Here is a 16,335-nt window from a genome sequence, read left to right as displayed (position 1 = left end):
GCCGGCTCAGACGAGGGCGTCGCTCCCGGCGGCCCGGAACCAGGTGGGGCCGTCGGTGAGGGACTGCTTGATCCGGAAGCGCGCGAACTCGGCCAGCGGCGGCAGCGCGTCCAGGGCGAACCAGGCGACCTCCAGCGACTCGTCGTCGTTGACGCGCGGCTCGCCGCCGGTGGCCCGGCACCGGAAGGTGATGTCGAGGTACTGGCAGTGGTCCCCGTTCGGGTACTCCACGGGCTTCAGCGCCTCGGTGAGCACCACGCGTTCGGCCACGCAGCGCACGGCCGTCTCCTCGAACACCTCGCGCACGGCGGTCTGCGCGGGCTCCTCGCCGGGTTCGGGGATGCCGCCGATGACCGACCACTTGCCGGTGTCGGCCCGCTTGCCGAGGAGGACCCGGCCGTCCTCGTCGAAGACGACCGCGCTCACCCCGGGCAGGAGAAGCAGCTGGTGGCCGGCGGTGGCCCGGATCGCGCGGATGAAGTCGGGAGTAGCCATGGACCAGAGCCTAACGTGAGGGTCGAAGGGCGCGGCGGCGCCGGATGGAGCGGACGGCGACGAGGACGAGACCGGCGGCGGCGAACAGGGCGATGGCCCCTTCGGGGAGTGCGCCCATCCGGGTGGCGGGGGTCAGCGAGGACCGCAGGGGCACCTCGTCCACGAGCGCCGCGGGGGTGAAGAAACCGGACTTCTCCATGAGCGTGCCGTCCGGGCGGATGACGGCGCTGACTCCGCTGGTGACCGGTACGACGACGGCGCGGCCGTGCTCCACCGCCCGTACCCGGGACATGGCGAGCTGCTGGTAGGTCATCTCGGTGCGGCCGAAGGTGGCGTTGTTGCTCGGCACGGCGATCAGCTGACCGCCGGCCTTCACGGTGTCGCGCACGGCGTCGTCGAACGCGGCCTCGTAGCAGGTGACGAACCCGACCTTCGTACCCGCGAGGTCGAACACGCCGACCTTGGTGCCGGAGCCGAAGTCACGCTGGACGCGGTCGACGTCCTTGCTGAAGACGCGGGCGACCGAGCGCATCGGCATGTACTCGCCGAACGGCTGGATGTGCCGCTTGTCGTACGTGTCCAGGGGGCCCTTCTCCGGGTCCCACTGGATCAGTGTGTTGCGCAGCTTGCCGGTGTCGGGTTCGACGACCGCGCCGACCACGGTGGGGACGCCGATGGCCCGGACCGCCCGGTCGATGACGTCCCAGGCGTCGGCGTTGCGGTAGGGGTCGAGGTCGGAGGAGTTCTCCGGCCAGAGGACGAAGTCCGGCTGGGGCTCCTTGCCCGCCTTCACGTCCGCCGCGAGCTGCTCCGTGACCCGGGCGTGGTTGTCGAGCACGGCGCGCCGCTGGGAGTTGAAGTCCAGGCCGAGACGCGGCACGTTGCCCTGGATCGCGGCCACGGTCGCGGTGCCGTCCTCCGGGGAGTTGTCGACCAGCGGGAGCGAGCCGAAGGCGCCCGCGACGGGGACCAGCACCGCCGCCGCGGCCATCGCGGTCGCCGCGCGCGGGAGCTCTCCGGTCGAGCGGTACGCGCGGACCCGCCGGACCACCTCGAAGAGGCCGAACCCGCAGAGGACCACGGCGAAGGAGAGGAGCGGAGTACCGCCGAGCGCGGCGATCGGCAGGAAGACGCCGTCGGCCTGGCCGAAGGCGATCTTGCCCCAGGGGAACCCGCCGAACGGCACGCGGGCCCGGACCGCCTCGTCGAGGGTCCAGACGGCCGCCGCCCAGAACGGCCAGTACGCCAGCCTGGTCACGGCGGCGATCCCGACGCAGCCCACCGCGACGAAGAGCGCCTCGGCCGCGGCCAGGGCCAGCCACGGGACGGGGCCGACGTCCTCCCCGGTCCAGTGCAGCAGCGGCAGCGTGAAGCCGAGCCCGGCCAGCAGGCCCAGGCCGAACGCGGCGCGCGGGCGGCGTTCGTACAGGACCCAGCCCAGCAGGGCGAAGCCGGGGAGCACCAGCCACCACAGGGGCCGGGGCGGGAAGCTCACGTACAGCAGCGCTCCGGAGAACACGGCCGCGGCGGGCCGGGCCCAGGTGAGCCACCGCCCCCGGGGACGCGACTCGGGAACGGGCGACGGTTCATCGACGGAGGTGATGGTGGCGCTCACCTGCGGGAGTCTACGGGCGGTCGCTGTGGGCGCGGCAGCGGGGAGACCTGATGTCCGGAGCCGTCCGGCGGGGGGCGCCCGGCGATCCCGGGGTCAGGCTTCGGAGGGCTTGCCGGCCGCCGGGAGGCGGAGCCGGTCGCGGATGAACCGTACGGCGGCCTCCGCGTTGTCCACGGTGACGGTGAAGGAGCGGCCGTCGCCGAGCCGGAGCAGCAGCGCCTCGCCCCTGCGCACCACGACGGCGGTGCCCTGTTCGGGGCGCCAGCGGTATCCCCACCCGCCCCACTGGCGCGGGGTCACGCGGGGGACGAACTCGGCGCCCACGACGTGGGTGAGCAGGATGCGGCGGCGCGGCAGCCCCATGTGGCCGCAGCGGACCTCCAGGGCGTCGCCGTCCACCTTCACCGCGACATGGACGAAGGCGAGGGTGCCGTAGAGCATCAGGAGTCCGGCGGCGACGCAGCCGACCACCGACATGACCAGGGGGGCGACCCCGGAGGTCCAGTTGGAGTCGAGGGCGATCTCGACCCCGAGGGCCAGACACGCCGCTCCCACGAAGGCCAGCAGCCACTGGGCGCGGTTGGTCGCCTTGCCGGTCCACACGGTGGACGGCGCCTGGGTCGAGCCGTGCGCGGCACGGCCGGGGTGGTCCGTCATGCTCAGCAGCGTACCCATGACCCGCACCCTCGGGACGGGTGCCGGACGGCCGATCGGGCGGTGGCCCGGGTCAGCGGGAGACGCCCGCGCCCCGCAGCAGCCTGCCTTCGGCGTAGGTGAGAGCGGCTTCCGGGAGGTCCGCCTCGCGCCCGCCGAGGAGGACGGTGAGGGAACCGGTCGGTTCGGCCGACGGAGCGGGTTCGGCGCCGATGCGGCGGAGCGCCTGGGCGGCCACGGCACCGGCGGAGCCGTGCAGGACGACCGGGGGGCGACCCGGCCGCCGCAGGGCGTCGGCAACGCGGTCGGCGACCAGCTCGTAGTGGGTGCAGCCGAGGACCACCGTGCGGACGTCGGCGGGGGTGAGAGCGGCGGCGGCGGCCACCGCGCGGTCGATCGCGGCGTCGTCGGCGTACTCGATGGCGTCGGCCAGGCCCGGGCAGGGCACCTCGGTGACGTCCACGTCGGCCGCGAACTCCTGGATCAGCCCGCGCTGGTAGGGGCTGCCGGTGGTGGCCGGGGTGGCCCAGATGGCGAACGGGCCGCCGGCGGTCGCCGCGGGCTTGATCGCCGGTACGGTGCCGATGACCGGCAGTGCGGGCTCCAGCGCGGCGCGCAGCGTGGGCAGCGCGCGCACGGACGCCGTGTTGCAGGCGACGACCAGCGCGTCCGGCCGCAGGGCCGCGGCGGCGCGGGCCACGGCGAGCGCGAGCGCGGTGACGTCCTCGGGACCACGCGGCCCCCAGGGCATGGTGGCGGGGTCCGAGGAGAGCACCAGATCGGCGTCCGGGCGCAGTCTGCGCACCTCGGCGGCTGCCGCCAGCAGTCCGATTCCTGAGTCCATGAGCGCGATCTTCACCCGGTCACCTTATGCCACCCCCCTCCGCGACCGGTCGGAGTGGGGCAGACTCGGCGGATGAGCGCCGTTGCCTGGATCGCCGTGGGTTCCCTGATCGCGTGGGTGTGGCTGCTGCTCGGCCGGGGGTTCTACTGGCGTACGGACCAGCGGTTGCCGGTGCGGTCCGAACCGGCGCGCTGGCCCTCCGTCGCCGTCGTCGTGCCGGCCCGGGACGAGGCGCCGATCCTGCCGGTGAGCCTTCCCTCCCTGCTGGCGCAGGACTATCCGGGGGAGGTCTTCGTCGTCCTCGTCGACGACTGCAGCTCGGACGGCACCGGGGATCTCGCGCGGGAACTGGCGGACCGGTGCGGCGGGCTGGAGCTCCAGGTCGTCTCCCCGGGCGAACCGGAGCCGGGGTGGACGGGCAAGCTGTGGGCGGTGCGGCACGGGATCGCGGTGGCGCGGCGGCGGAACCCGGAGTTCCTGCTGCTGACCGACGCCGACATCGCCCACGAGCCGGACAGTCTGCGGGAGCTGGTGGCGGCGGCCGGGCCGGCGGGCCCGGACGGTTACGCCCTGGTCTCCCAGATGGCCCGGCTCCGGGTGGAGAGCTGCTGGGAGCGGCTCGTCGTGCCCGCCTTCGTCTACTTCTTCGGGCAGCTCTTCCCCTTCCGCCGGGTGAACCGGGCGGCGTCGCGGACCGCCGCGGCGGCCGGGGGCTGCGTGCTGCTGCGCGACGAGGCCGCGGTCCGGGCCGGGATCCCGGAGTCCATCCGGCAGGCGGTGATCGACGACGTGTCGCTGGCGCGGGTGGTCAAACGCACCGGAGGCCGGATCTGGCTGGGTCTCGCCGAGCGGGTGGACAGCGTCCGCCCCTATCCGGGGCTCGGGGAGCTGTGGCGGATGGTCTCGCGGAGCGCGTACGCACAGCTGCGGCACAGCCCGCTGCTGCTCGCGGGTACGGTGCCGGGTCTCGCCCTCGTCTACCTGGCGCCGCCGGTGACGCTGGTGACCGGTTCGGCCCTGGTCGATCCGGCGGCCTCGTGGGCCGGGGGGCTGGCGTGGACGGTGATGACGGTGACGTACCTGCCGATGCTGACGTACTACCGCCAGTCGCTCTGGCTCGCGCCCCTGCTCCCCTTCACCGCCCTGCTGTACCTGCTGATGACCGTGGACTCGGCCGTCCAGCACTACCGGGGGCGGGGGGCCGCCTGGAAGGGGCGTACCTACCCCCGGCCGGAGACCTGGCCGGGGACCCGGCCGGAGACCACGCCGGAGACCCGGCCGGAGGCCGCGCCGGAGCAGTGAGGCGGGCCGGGGCGCGAGGCCGCACACCCCATTCCGGGGCGGGTGCCGGGGGCCCTGTCCACATCCGCCCGAACCGGGCGTTTCGGGACCTTACGACTGCCCGACATGACGCCCTTTACACGATCACTACACACCACGGTGACCCTTTATGGGAAGTTCGCTCGCATTGGTGAACTCAGCTGGCGCACAACTCGGGAAACAACCTTCTGGGCGGCCTCCCCAACTCGCACATCGTGGGCTTAACTTAGGTGGCATGACCTCCCCCCGCTCCAGCTACGGAAGCGGCTACTACGCCGCACCGTCGTTCGCCGACACTCCGATCTACGACTCCCTGGTCGCGGAGCGAGGCACGCCTCAGATCGCACCGATCCGAGTGCCCGCCGCCTACGAGACCGGCAACAGCTACCTCCCCGCGCTGCCGTCCTCGCTGCCGGCCCTTCCCGCCGCTCCTTCCCAGCCCGTCGGCTCCTACGGCTACCAGCAGCCGTTGGCGCAGCCGTACCAGCCGCAGGCTCCGATGCAGCCCGCGCAGATGCAGCCCGCGCAGCTGCAGCACGCCCCCGCGCCGTACATCCCGCAGCAGCCCTCCCCCGCGCGGGGATACCCGCAACAGCAGACGCCCGCCCGGGGGTTCCCGGCGCAGCAGACCCCGCCGCGGGGCTTCCCCCAGCAGCAGGCTCCGATGCGCGGCGGCTACCCGCAGCAGCAACAGCCGCCGCGGCCCGCGCCCGCCACCGGCTACGAGGCGATGCGGCCGGCGGCGCCGCGCCCCGCGCCGGCGCCTTCGCCGTACGAGGACCCGTACGACCAGCCGTACCAGGGCCGGGGGTACTGACGGGGCGACCGGCCGCACCCGGTCCGGGGGTGAACGGCCCCGGTCGTGGCCGCGGGCGGGTGCGTGCGGAGGCCTCGCGGAACGCTGACAAAATGGCCGGATGGTTCATCCCGTTCTGAGCTCCCTCCACCTCCACCCCGTCAAGTCGCTGGCGGCCCTGGCCGTCGACGGCGCCGTCGTCGAGCCGTGGGGACTCGCCGGCGACCGTCGCTGGATGCTGGTGGACGGGGCGGGCACAGCAGTCACACAGCGTCAGGAACCCCGTCTGGCGGGGATCTCCGCGAGGCCGCTGCCGGACGGCGGGGTGGAACTGGCCGCGCCCGGCAGGCCGCCGTTGGAGGTGGCGGTGCCGAAGCGCGCGGACACGGTCGTCGTGGAGCTGTTCGGCACAAGGCTCGAGGTCGTGGAGGCGGCACCGGCCGCGCGGGCCTGGCTGAGCGGGTTTCTCGGTACGGAGGTCCGGCTCGTCCATCAGGACGAGCCGTCGTTCCGGAGGCCCCTCAACCCGAAGTACGCGCGGCCCGGGGAGACGGTCAGCCTCGCGGACGGCTACCCGCTGCTGCTGACCACCGTCGCCTCGCTGGACGCCCTCAACGCGCTGATCGCGAACGGCGACCACCCGCACGAGGGCCCGCTGCCGATGAACCGGTTCCGCCCCAACGCCGTGGTGGACGGCACCGGCGCCTGGGAGGAGGACGGCTGGCGGCGGGTCGCGATCGGCCCGGTCGCCTTCCGGGTGGCGAAGCCGTGCCGGAGATGCGCGATCACCACCATCGACCAGTCGACGGCACGACGCGGCAGGGAACCGCTGCGCACGCTCGCCCTGCACCGCAGGACGGGGACGAAGCTGCTCTTCGGCATGCACCTGGTGCCCGAGGGCACGGGGGCCGTCCGGGTCGGGGACCCGGTCCGCGTGCTGGAGTGAGCCGCGCCCCGCGGCGGCGGCCCGGGGCCGGCCGGGAACGGACGGGGGGCGGATGGGCGTTGGGGGTGGTGAGGCCGCCCTCCGCGCTCCCCCGGGTGTGCACGGGCGCTTCGAGCGGGCGCGGGCGCTCGGACGGGTGTGTGCGCTCCTGACGGGTGCATGCGCTCGGACGGGCGGCGCATGGGGAAAAAGGCGAGGGGGCGACAGCTGTGCGAGCGGTCTCGGGGGTCTGGCGCTGGCGGCACAATCCACTGTGCCGGGACACCGACCGCCGCGAGGCGTGGCTGGCTCTGTGCGCACTCGTGCTGGTGCTGGTCGTCGCGCCCGCCGTCGGCTGTCTCTGCGCCCTGTCCGCCGACTCCGGCCTGCGCGACACGATCCGCGAGCAGCGGGCCCACCGTCACCGGGTGGGCGCGGTCGTGGTCGGTGTGTCCGCGCGCCCGGCCGCGTTCCCCGGCGACCCCGAGGGCGGGGCCGGTCCCGCGACCTGGCAGTCGGTGACGGCGAGGTGGAAGGCGCCGGACGGCCGCGAGCGGCACGGCACGGTGCCGGCCGCGGCGCGCGTGCACAAGCCCGGCGAGCGGGTGTGGATTTGGACCGACGACCGGGGCGCTCTCGCCCCGCGCCCCATGGACGCGGGCACCGCGGCGATCCACGCGGGACTGGCCGGTGCGGGCGCGTTCCTGCTGACGGCCGGTGCCGTGGAGGCGGCCCGGCGGACCGGAGTGCGGTTCATGGTGCGGCGGCGGTACGAACGGCTGGACCGCGCCTGGGCGGCGGTGGGCCCCGACTGGGGCAGAACCGGAACGGGTTCCTGAACGCGGGCGCGAACTCCGCGCGGGGCCCCGCGGCACGGGTTCCCCGGCGTCCCGCAGCACCCTGCCGGGCGGACCGACGGCCTTGCGCGGAGCCCCACTTCGGGAAGGCCGGGGCGGGAGTCGTCAACTCCCGCCCCCGGCGCGCGCTACGGTGGACCGGCCCGCCCTTCCCCTCGGCAGGGCGGACCCGCCCGCGCCGTCGTCGGAAGGCCGACGGCACCCCGCGGTCGCACGACGGTGCGTACGGACACGAGGGATCGCACACAGCACGAGGTGGGGGCAGAACAGCGCCATGGCACAGGGCACGGTCCAGGTCACGCACACCGGCACATCGCGATGGCGGCGGCGCACCGGCGAGTACCCCTCGCTCGGCGCGGCCCTGGAAGCGGCGGCCGAGGGCGACGTCCTCACGATCGCTCCGGGAACGTACCGGGAGAATCTCGTCGTCCAGCGGGCGGTCACGCTGCGTGGCCCCGAGGGGGCCGTCGGCTCGGTGCGGATCGCCCCGGTGGACGGCGTGCCGCTCACCGTCCGGGCCTCCGCGATCATCCAGGACCTGCACGTGGAGGGCCAGGACTCGGCGGCCCCCGCGGTGCTGGTGGAGGGCGGTGCCCCCGACCTCGTGGACCTGCGGATAGTGACCCGTTCAGCCGCCGGGATCGAGGTCCGGGGCGCCGGCCGCCCCACCGTGCGGCGGTGCACGGTCGACAATCCGGCGGGGGTCGGGATCGCCGTCCTGGACGGCGCGGGCGGCGTGTTCGAGGAGTGCGAGGTCGTTTCGGCGGGTCAGTCCGGCGTGTCGGTGCGCGACGGCGCCCATCCCCGGCTCGACCGGTGCCGGGTCCACCACTCCTCCGGCTCGGGGCTGAGCGTGACCGGTGAGGGCAGCGGGCTGGAGGCCGTGGGCTGCGAGGTGTACGAGGTCAAGGGCAGCGGGGTCCAGGTGACCGCGCGCGCCTCGGCCCATCTCACCGACTGCACCGTGCACCGCACTTCCGGCGACGGCATCACGCTGGACACCGACGCCGTGCTGACGCTCGCCGACTGCGACATCCACGACATCCCGGAGAACGCCGTCGACCTGCGCTCCCGCTCGGTGCTGACGCTGACCCGCTCGACGGTCCGCCGGTTCGGCCGCAACGGTCTCTCGGTGTGGGACCCCGGTACCCGGGTCGACGCCAACCAGTGCGAGATCCACGACAGCACGGGCGACTACCCCGCCGTCTGGGTGAGCGACGGGGCCACGGTGATACTGGACGCCTGCCGCGTCCACGACGTGCCCGACGCCCTGTTCGTGCTCGACCGGGGCTCCCGTGCCGACGTGGTGGACAGCGATCTCACCCAGATCCGCAACACCGCCGTCTCGGTGAGCGACGGGGCCACCGCGCAGCTGGACGACTGCCGTATCCGCGAGGCGTCCACCGGCGCCTGGTTCCGCGACCACGGCAGTGGCGGCACGCTCAACAACTGCACCATCGACGCGGCGCAGACCGGGGTCATCGTCACCAAGGGCGCCGATCCCACCATCGAGCGCTGCACGGTCACCTCGCCGGCCGAGGCCGGGTTCTACGTCTCCGCCGAGGGCCGGGGCACCTTCCACGGCTGCCGGGTGACCGGCAGCGAGGGGTACGGCTTCCATGTGATGGACGGGTGCCGCACCACCCTCACCCGCTGCCGTACCGAGCGCTGCGCGCGGGGCGGTTACGAGTTCCCCGAGGGCACCTCCCACGACGGGTCGGGCGGTGCCGGACCGGTCGTGGAGGACTGCACCAGCGACGAGAGCGCCCTGCGCGGGACCCCCGCCGCGCCGGCCGCGCCCGTACTCACCGCGACCCAGGCGGCGGCGCCGGGACTGCTCGGCTCGCTGCCCGCGCAGCGCGCCTCGGCGCCCTCCGCCGCGCCCGTGCCCGACGTCCCGGACGAGCCGGCCCGCGACTCCGAAGCGGTCCTGGGCGAACTGGACGCGCTGGTGGGGCTGGAGAGCGTCAAGCGGGAGGTCCGGGCGCTGACCGACATGATCGAGGTGGGGCGCCGGCGGCAGCGGGCGGGTCTGAAGGCCGCCTCCGTCCGCCGCCACCTCGTCTTCACCGGCTCCCCCGGCACCGGCAAGACCACGGTGGCCCGGCTGTACGGCGAGATCCTGGCCTCCCTCGGCGTGCTGGAGCGCGGCCACCTGGTCGAGGTCTCCCGGGTGGACCTGGTCGGCGAACACATCGGCTCGACCGCCATCCGCACCCAGGAGGCGTTCGACCGCGCCCGGGGCGGAGTCCTCTTCGTGGACGAGGCGTACGCCCTCTCTCCCGAGGACTCCGGCCGGGACTTCGGGCGGGAGGCCATCGACACCCTGGTGAAGCTGATGGAGGACCACCGCGACGCCGTGGTGGTGATCGTGGCCGGCTACACCCACGAGATGGAGCGGTTCCTCACCGTCAACCCCGGTGTGGCGTCGCGCTTCTCGCGGACCATCACCTTCGGCGACTACCAGCCGGACGAGCTCCTGCGGATCGTCCGGCAGCAGGCCCAGGAGCACGAGTACACCCTCGCCGAGGGCACCGGCGAGGCGCTCACGAAGTACTTCACGGAGCTGCCCAAGGGGCCCGCCTTCGGCAACGGCCGCACGGCGCGCCAGACCTTCGAGTCGATGGTGGAGCGGCACGCGGGCCGGGTCGCCCAGCTCGCCGAGGCGAGCACGGACGACCTGACCCTGCTCTACCCGGAGGACCTGCCCGAACTCCCCTGACCCTCCGCGCTCGGGTGCCCGGCCCCGTCGCCGCCCTGCCGGGGCAGTACGGGGCCGAGTTCGGCGAGCAGCGCGGCGCGTTCCTGGGCGAACGCCGGGTCGGCCTGGTAGTCGGAGTGGCCCAGGATGGGTTCGGGCAGCGGCAGTTCGGCGGTGCGGCCGTGCACCAGCGGGTCCTTCAGCGGTCCGCGGTCGACCTCGGGACGTCCGGCGGCTCCGCCGACCCGGACGGGTCCTCCTATCGGGTCGGTGGCCCGCCACAGGTTGCGCCAGCAGTGCACCGATCCGTGCAGCCCGCGCAGTGCGGCGGGACCGAAGTAGGCCGGGAACCATCGACCGTACAGGCGTTCGACAGGTGATCCGTAGGTGAGGAGGGCGACCCTGCGGCGGGTGACGGCCGGGAGCTGCCAGACCGCGGAAGCCGCGAGCACGCTGCCCTGCGAGTGGCCCGAGATGACGAGCCGGCCGCCGGTCCTGGCCGTCCAGGCGGACATCCGGGACGCGAGGTCGGGCACGGCCCGTTCCGCGTAGCAGGGCGGCGCGAAGGGGTGGGCGGCGCGCGGCCAGTACGTGCCGACGTCCCAGAGGATGCCGATGGTCCGCCGGGCCGAGGCGTCGCGGTAGGCCCGCCGGCCGGAGGCGACGAAGAGCACGAAGCCGAAGCCGACCATCCAGGACCCCGTCGACTGCGCGGCCTCGGCCGCGGATTCGAGGAAGGGACCGGTTCCGTCCATGGCCCGGCCCGGCACCTGCCCGGTGGCCCAGGAGCCCGCCAGCGCGGCGGCGCCCAGCAGCAGGGTGGCCCCGGACAGCAGTCCGATGATCCAGGGCGCCTCGTCGGTGAGCCGGGCGGTGGCCCGTACCCGTGCGATCTGCCGGGTGCGCCCGCGCTCGGGGGTGCGGCCCTCGTACTCCGGCGCGTACTCGGCGGCGACGACCGGCTCGGTGCGGCGGGTCAGGCGGGCGGTACGGACCAGGAGCACGCCCACGGGGACCAGGAGGACGAGGAGCAGCACCGGGAGCACCGAGGCCTGCCAGCTCAGCAGGACGGGCGGACCTCCTATGGCCGAGCCCGCTCCCATGCCGGGGGTGCCCGGACCGTCGAGCCAGTCGGCGACCCGCTGGGCGAGTCCGCCGGTCATCACCCCGCCCAGCGCGCACGCCAGCATGGCGATCGCCGGCCCGCCCAGCCCGTACAGCGAGGTGCGGGCGTCGGGGGCGTGGCGGTGGAGGCTCAGGGCGACGGCGGCGAGCGCGACCACGAGGAGGCCCTGGCCGACCGTGAGCGCCCGGAAGGTGTCCTCGCCCGCGACGAGCGCGCCCGAGGAGGTCCAGCCGGGCCGCGACCAGGCCGCGTGGAGGAGGGAGAGCGCCAGCAGGACGAGGGCGGCGGACGGGAGGAAGGTGATGACCGCGCCGTCCAGGCGGTGGTCGAGGCGGCGCTCGCTGCGGCCCCGGCGGCAGACGACGGCGAGGACGAGGAGGGCGCAGAGCGCCAGCGCGGTGGTCAGCAGGCGGCCGAGGAGCGCGGGTCCGGGGCCGGAGTGGGCCCCGTCGTAGTCGGCGGCGGCCAGCTCGACGAAGACGGCGACGGTGAGGAGCCCCGCGGCGGTGTGCGCGGCGCGCAGCCGGGCGACCAGGCGTCGCCCGTACCAGAAGCCGGGGCGGCCGAGGGCGGGGCGCGTGGCGGGCACCGGCGTGTCGTCGGGATGTGGTGTGTCGCCGTGCCGGCCGCCGCCCAGGTCGCCGTCCGGGCCGCCGCGCGAGTCGCCACGCGCGTCGCCTCGCGCGCCGGTGCCGAGGAAGGGGCGCTGGGACTCGTACGCGCTCCAGGTGCGGTTGGACAGGTACCAGAGCAGGGTGACCAGGGCGGTGGGCAGCACCGCCGCGAGGGCGAGCCGCCTGCCGGGCTGGGACCACCAGCCGCCCTGTTCGGAGGAGAGGAAGCCGAGCCAGGACCGCCGGTCCGAACAGGCGGACACGCCGGCGCACTGCCAGGCCACGAGGTCGAGCGCCACCTCGCAGGCCGCCGCCGTCAGCAGCACGGTGAGGCTGAGCGCGAGGACCCGGACCAGTACGCCGTAGAACCGGACCGCGCGGCCACGCCCGGTGGCGGCCGGTCGCATCCAGTGCGCGAGGTTGACGACCATGAACGGGAGGAGCAGCAGCCACAGGGCGCGGGAGCCGTTGCCGGAGGTCAGGTTGGACCAGCAGTACGCCTCGGCGACGGGCTGGTCGCGGTAGCACTCGGGGTGTTCCTCCGCGTCCACGTCCTCGGGGCGCCGGTACATCGCGGCGGTGAGGTCGCCGGTCACGCGCACCGTGCGCGGATCGCCGAGCATCTCCTGCGGCGTGGTGCCGCCGACTCCGTGGACGAGCAGTTCGAGCGCGATCCCGGTGGACCGGGAAACCTGGGGGGCGGGGGCCAAGGGAGTACTCGCTCTCCGGTCTGCCCGGCCGTCCGGCGGGCGTGGAAGGGGTGGTACCGGGCGGCTCGGAGAGGACCGGCGCGCCCGCGCCACCAGAATCGCCGAGATCGACGTCGGGTGACGGCCTCTCACCGAATCTCCCCACGTCCGGACCTCGGTGAACCCCCCGGTGGGGCGCGTGGGAGGATTGCACGGGCGTTCCGCGGTGCCGCGGAGCCGTAGGGCCAGAGGAGAGGACCGGACACCGCGTTGAGCGAGAACCAGAATCTGCTCGCGGAGCAGCGGCGTGCCCTGATCCTCGACGAGGTCCGCAAGCGCGGCGGGGTCCGCGTCAACGAGCTGACCCGCCGCCTCAACGTGTCCGACATGACGATCCGGCGGGACCTCGACGCGCTGGCCCGCCAGGGCGTCATCGAGAAGGTGCACGGCGGCGCGGTGCCGGTGGTCGGGACGAGCACCCACGAGCCCGGCTTCGAGGCGAAGTCGGCCCTGGAGCCGGGCGCCAAGGAGGACATCGCGCGGGCCGCGGCGGCGATGGCCGCCCCGGGCAGCGCCATCGCGCTCTCGGGGGGTACGACGACCTACGCGCTGGCGCGGCAACTGGTCGACGTGCCGGACCTGACCGTGGTGACCAACTCCGTGCGGGTGGCCGACGTGTTCCACGACGCCCACCGTCCGTCCTCCTCCGGCGCGACCCGCGCGGGCGCGGCCACGGTGGTGCTGACGGGCGGGGTACGGACCCCCTCCGACTCGCTCGTCGGGCCGGTGGCGGACCGCGCCATCGGCTCGCTCCACTTCGACGTGCTCTTCCTCGGGGTGCACGGCATCTCCGAGGAGGCGGGGCTCTCCACGCCGAATCTGGCGGAGGCCGAGACGAACCGGCGGTTCGTGTCGGCCGCACGCCGGGTCGTGGTGGTGGCCGACCACACCAAGTGGGGGACGGTCGGTCTGAGCTCCTTCGCGACGCTCGGCGAGGTGGACACCTTCGTGACGGACGCGGGGCTGCCGGCGCAGGCGCGGGCGGAGATCGAGGACCTGCTGCCGGGCGGCCTCCTGGTGGCGGGCCCGGCCGGTGCCCCGGAATCCGACGAGGGACCGCACCCCGCCTGAACGGGGCCCGGTCGCACGATCCGCTCCGGACCGGACAGGCGTGCGAACGGGGCGGCGGCTCCTCGCCGGAGATTCCGTTACGCGTCGCATCCGGCGGCCCACCTCCTTAGGATCGGACGGTGGCCGTCTTCCGGATCGAACGATTCACGTCCCTTCCCCCCGCCGAGGCCTGGCGCCGCGTGACCGACTGGGAGCGGCACGGTGCGCATGTGCCGCTCACCTCGGTCCTCGTCCCGGCCGGCACACGGACCGGCGTCGGCACGGTCTTCGTCGCGCGGACCGGAGTCGGGCCGCTCACCTTCGACGACCCGATGGAAGTGGTCCGCTGGACGCCGCCCGAGGCGGGCCGTGCGGGGCTCTGCCGTCTGGAGAAGCGCGGGCGGACGGTCCGGGGGCGGGCGTCGATCGACGTGCTGCCGACCCAGACCGGTTCCCACGTGGTGTGGGTGGAGGACGTCCGGCTGTTCCTTCCGGGCCGCTGGATCGATCCCCTGCTCACGGCGGCGGGGCGGCGGATGTTCGGGCGGGTGCTCGACGGCCTCCTCGAAGCCCCGGCCCGCGCGCCGCGAGGGGCGTAGCGGGGTCGTGGCGCGCGGGCCGGGTCGCGGCGGGCCGGGTCGGAGAGAGCGGCCCCGGCGCCGGGGCTCCGTGCCCGGACCGCGCCCGGAGCCGCGGGTCAGGCGGGCCAGCCTCCGGTGCGCAGGAAGGTGTCGAGCGCGGCGGCGTAGGGGGCGATGTCGAGCCCCTGCTCGTTCAGCCAGGAGTCGGAGTAGTACTTGTCCAGGTAGCGGTCCCCGGAGTCGCAGATCAGCGTGACGACGCTGCCCTGCTCGCCGCGCTCCACCATCTCGGCGATGATCTTGAAGGCACTCCAGAGCCCGGTACCGGTGGAGCCGCCCGCGCGCCTGCCCATCACCCGCTCCAGGGCGCGTACCGTCGCGACGCTCGCCGCGTCCGGCACCTTCATCATCCGGTCGATGGCACCGGGGACGAAGCTCGGCTCCATCCGGGGCCTGCCGATGCCCTCGATGCGGGAGCCGCAGTCGCTGCTCGCCAGCGGGTCGTGCCGCGTCCAGCCGTCGAAGAAACAGGAGTTCTCGGGGTCGGGGACGCAGATGCGGGTGTCGTGCTGCATGTAGTGGACGTACCGGGCGATGGTCGCCGAGGTGCCGCCGGTGCCCGCCGTGGCGACGATCCAGGCGGGGTCCGGGTAGCGTTCCAGCCGGAGTTGCTGGTAGATCGACTCGGCGATGTTGTTGTTGCCGCGCCAGTCGGTGGCCCGCTCCGCGTAGGTGAACTGGTCCATGTAGTGGCCGCCGGTCTCCTTGGCGAGCGCGGCCGACTCCTCGTACATCGCCCGGGGATCGTCGACGAAGTGGCAGCGGCCACCGTGGAATTCGATCAGCCGGCACTTCTCGGGACTGGTGGTGCGGGGCATCACCGCGACGAAGGGCACCCCGATCAGCTTGGCGAAGTACGCCTCGGAGACGGCCGTCGAACCGCTGGACGCCTCGATGACCGGTTTCCCCGGGCGGATCCAGCCGTTGCAGAGCCCGTAGAGGAAGAGGGACCTGGCGAGGCGGTGCTTGAGGCTCCCGGTCGGGTGGGTGGACTCGTCCTTGAGATACAGGTCGATGCCCCACTCCTCGGGCAGCGGGAAGCGCAACAGGTGGGTGTCGGCGGACCGATTGGCGTCGGCCTGCACCTTGCGCACGGCCTCCTTGAGCCACGACCGGTACGCGGAGTCACTGCGGTCGACGTCGATCGTCGCGACGGGTCCTTGGTCGCGTCCGTGCTCGCTGATGCCCATCGCTGATCCTCCTGCTGGAGCCTGTGGAACCCGGGAACCCGTGCGGTATCCGTGGAACCGGTGGAATCCGTGGAACCTGTTGTGCCTTCCTCCCACGATATTCCCCCCACCTGCGCAAACGGAGACTTGGACCTCCTCCAGGAATCGCTTGGGTACACGGGGCCAGAACTCCTCGCACACGGGCCGGAACTCTCGGCGTACGGAGCCGGAACCTCCTGGGCGCGGAGCCCGGAGGGCGGGAGGGCCTCGGGCGCCACGCTTCGCCCGGCGTCACCTTGCGTACACGCAATTCAGCCCGACACGCGTACGTGAAGCAGTGCCGGGACGGGAAGACTTCCTTCCAGGAGTCGATGGGTGAAGGGGGGCGACCGAGCGGTGGACGACGTGGAGTTCAGCGCACGGGGGGTACGGATCGAACGATGGGCTCGCTCGCTCACCCGGGCCGGGCAGGTGATCGTCAAGGACGGCCGGGTCGCTCTTCTCACGAGCAACGGCCGGGAGATCGACAGTGCCCCGGTGGGAGCGGTCAGCGCGTGGAAGTGGTGGTTCTCCCAGACGGATTCGGCCGTCGCCCGGGTCAACGGCGTGCGTTACCGGCTCACCATGGGGCAACGCGGTCGTCGGCCGGACGGGACGGCCCCGATACATCACTTCCTGGAGGTGCTGCGCAGCGCGGGCTGCCGTCACCGCTGACCAGGGGCCGGGTGCGCCGCACCGACGCGGGCGCGGCCCACCCCGCACAGGCTGCACACCCCGCA

General features: G+C 74.0%; 14 protein-coding genes. 8 read left to right on the top strand and 6 right to left on the bottom strand.

Annotation, left to right across the window (positions count from 1 at the left end):
- Nucleotides 1-6: 6 nt before the first annotated feature.
- The 4 genes from ACFWEE_RS16770 to ACFWEE_RS16755 all read right to left on the bottom strand — a co-directional run bounded on the left by ACFWEE_RS16770 (nucleotide 7) and on the right by ACFWEE_RS16755 (nucleotide 3,623).
- A complete protein-coding gene (locus tag ACFWEE_RS16770) occupies nucleotides 7-495 on the bottom strand; it encodes an NUDIX domain-containing protein (RefSeq protein ID WP_386889798.1) in 489 nt (162 codons plus the stop codon).
- A 10-nt stretch (nucleotides 496-505) separates the two neighbouring features.
- A complete protein-coding gene (lnt, locus tag ACFWEE_RS16765; protein ID WP_386889797.1) occupies nucleotides 506-2,110 on the bottom strand; it encodes an apolipoprotein N-acyltransferase in 1,605 nt (534 codons plus the stop codon).
- Nucleotides 2,111-2,203: 93 nt separating this feature from the next.
- Nucleotides 2,204-2,767, bottom strand: coding sequence for a hypothetical protein (locus tag ACFWEE_RS16760; protein WP_386889795.1), 564 nt, complete (start codon nucleotides 2,765-2,767; stop codon nucleotides 2,204-2,206).
- A 70-nt stretch (nucleotides 2,768-2,837) separates the two neighbouring features.
- Complete coding sequence (locus ACFWEE_RS16755) at nucleotides 2,838-3,623, bottom strand: glutamate racemase (protein WP_386889793.1); 786 nt, start codon at nucleotides 3,621-3,623, stop codon at nucleotides 2,838-2,840.
- A gap of 57 nt (nucleotides 3,624-3,680) precedes the next feature.
- Between ACFWEE_RS16755 and ACFWEE_RS16750 the strand changes: the two genes are divergently transcribed.
- The 5 genes from ACFWEE_RS16750 (at nucleotide 3,681) to ACFWEE_RS16730 (ending at nucleotide 10,228) form a co-directional block, all read left to right on the top strand.
- Complete coding sequence (locus ACFWEE_RS16750) at nucleotides 3,681-4,910, top strand: glycosyltransferase (protein WP_386889791.1); 1,230 nt, start codon at nucleotides 3,681-3,683, stop codon at nucleotides 4,908-4,910.
- A 253-nt stretch (nucleotides 4,911-5,163) separates the two neighbouring features.
- A complete protein-coding gene (locus ACFWEE_RS16745; RefSeq protein ID WP_386889789.1) occupies nucleotides 5,164-5,745 on the top strand; it encodes a DUF6643 family protein in 582 nt (193 codons plus the stop codon).
- 100 nt (nucleotides 5,746-5,845) lie between these two features.
- Nucleotides 5,846-6,670: an MOSC domain-containing protein gene (locus tag ACFWEE_RS16740; protein WP_386889787.1), complete on the top strand. Its 825-nt coding sequence runs from the start codon at nucleotides 5,846-5,848 to the stop codon at nucleotides 6,668-6,670.
- 209 nt (nucleotides 6,671-6,879) lie between these two features.
- The gene (locus tag ACFWEE_RS16735; RefSeq protein ID WP_386889786.1) at nucleotides 6,880-7,488 is read left to right on the top strand and encodes a hypothetical protein; all 609 of its coding nucleotides are present in this window, start codon (nucleotides 6,880-6,882) and stop codon (nucleotides 7,486-7,488) included.
- Nucleotides 7,489-7,780: 292 nt separating this feature from the next.
- Nucleotides 7,781-10,228, top strand: coding sequence for a right-handed parallel beta-helix repeat-containing protein (locus ACFWEE_RS16730; protein ID WP_386889784.1), 2,448 nt, complete (start codon nucleotides 7,781-7,783; stop codon nucleotides 10,226-10,228).
- Here ACFWEE_RS16730 and ACFWEE_RS16725 read toward each other — a convergent pair.
- Nucleotides 10,198-12,570, bottom strand: a complete 2,373-nt coding sequence (locus ACFWEE_RS16725; protein WP_386889899.1) for a hypothetical protein — start codon at nucleotides 12,568-12,570, stop codon at nucleotides 10,198-10,200. The two genes, ACFWEE_RS16730 and ACFWEE_RS16725, sit on opposite strands and share 31 nt — an antisense overlap.
- 336 nt (nucleotides 12,571-12,906) lie before the next feature.
- On the opposite strand from ACFWEE_RS16725, the gene ACFWEE_RS16720 reads away from it, so the two are divergent.
- Together ACFWEE_RS16720 and ACFWEE_RS16715 are read left to right on the top strand one after the other, a co-directional pair.
- The gene (locus tag ACFWEE_RS16720; protein ID WP_386889783.1) at nucleotides 12,907-13,767 is read left to right on the top strand and encodes a DeoR/GlpR family DNA-binding transcription regulator; all 861 of its coding nucleotides are present in this window, start codon (nucleotides 12,907-12,909) and stop codon (nucleotides 13,765-13,767) included.
- 119 nt (nucleotides 13,768-13,886) lie between these two features.
- Nucleotides 13,887-14,345 carry an SRPBCC family protein gene (locus ACFWEE_RS16715; protein ID WP_386889782.1) on the top strand — a complete coding sequence of 153 codons (459 nt, stop codon included), beginning with the start codon at nucleotides 13,887-13,889 and terminating at the stop codon, nucleotides 14,343-14,345.
- A 98-nt stretch (nucleotides 14,346-14,443) separates the two neighbouring features.
- On the opposite strand, the gene ACFWEE_RS16710 is transcribed toward ACFWEE_RS16715, so the two are convergent.
- Nucleotides 14,444-15,577, bottom strand: coding sequence for a PLP-dependent cysteine synthase family protein (locus ACFWEE_RS16710; RefSeq protein ID WP_386889781.1), 1,134 nt, complete (start codon nucleotides 15,575-15,577; stop codon nucleotides 14,444-14,446).
- Between the two features lie 375 nt (nucleotides 15,578-15,952).
- On the opposite strand from ACFWEE_RS16710, the gene ACFWEE_RS16705 reads away from it, so the two are divergent.
- Complete coding sequence (locus ACFWEE_RS16705; protein ID WP_327174102.1) at nucleotides 15,953-16,270, top strand: hypothetical protein; 318 nt, start codon at nucleotides 15,953-15,955, stop codon at nucleotides 16,268-16,270.
- Nucleotides 16,271-16,335 lie beyond the last annotated feature (65 nt).

The sequence above is a fragment of the Streptomyces sp. NPDC060184 genome, from assembly GCF_042728795.1.
Taxonomy (GTDB): Bacteria; Actinomycetota; Actinomycetes; order Streptomycetales; family Streptomycetaceae; genus Streptomyces.
Note: the sequence above shows the minus strand (reverse complement) of the source record. Positions and strands in the feature narration are given on the sequence as shown.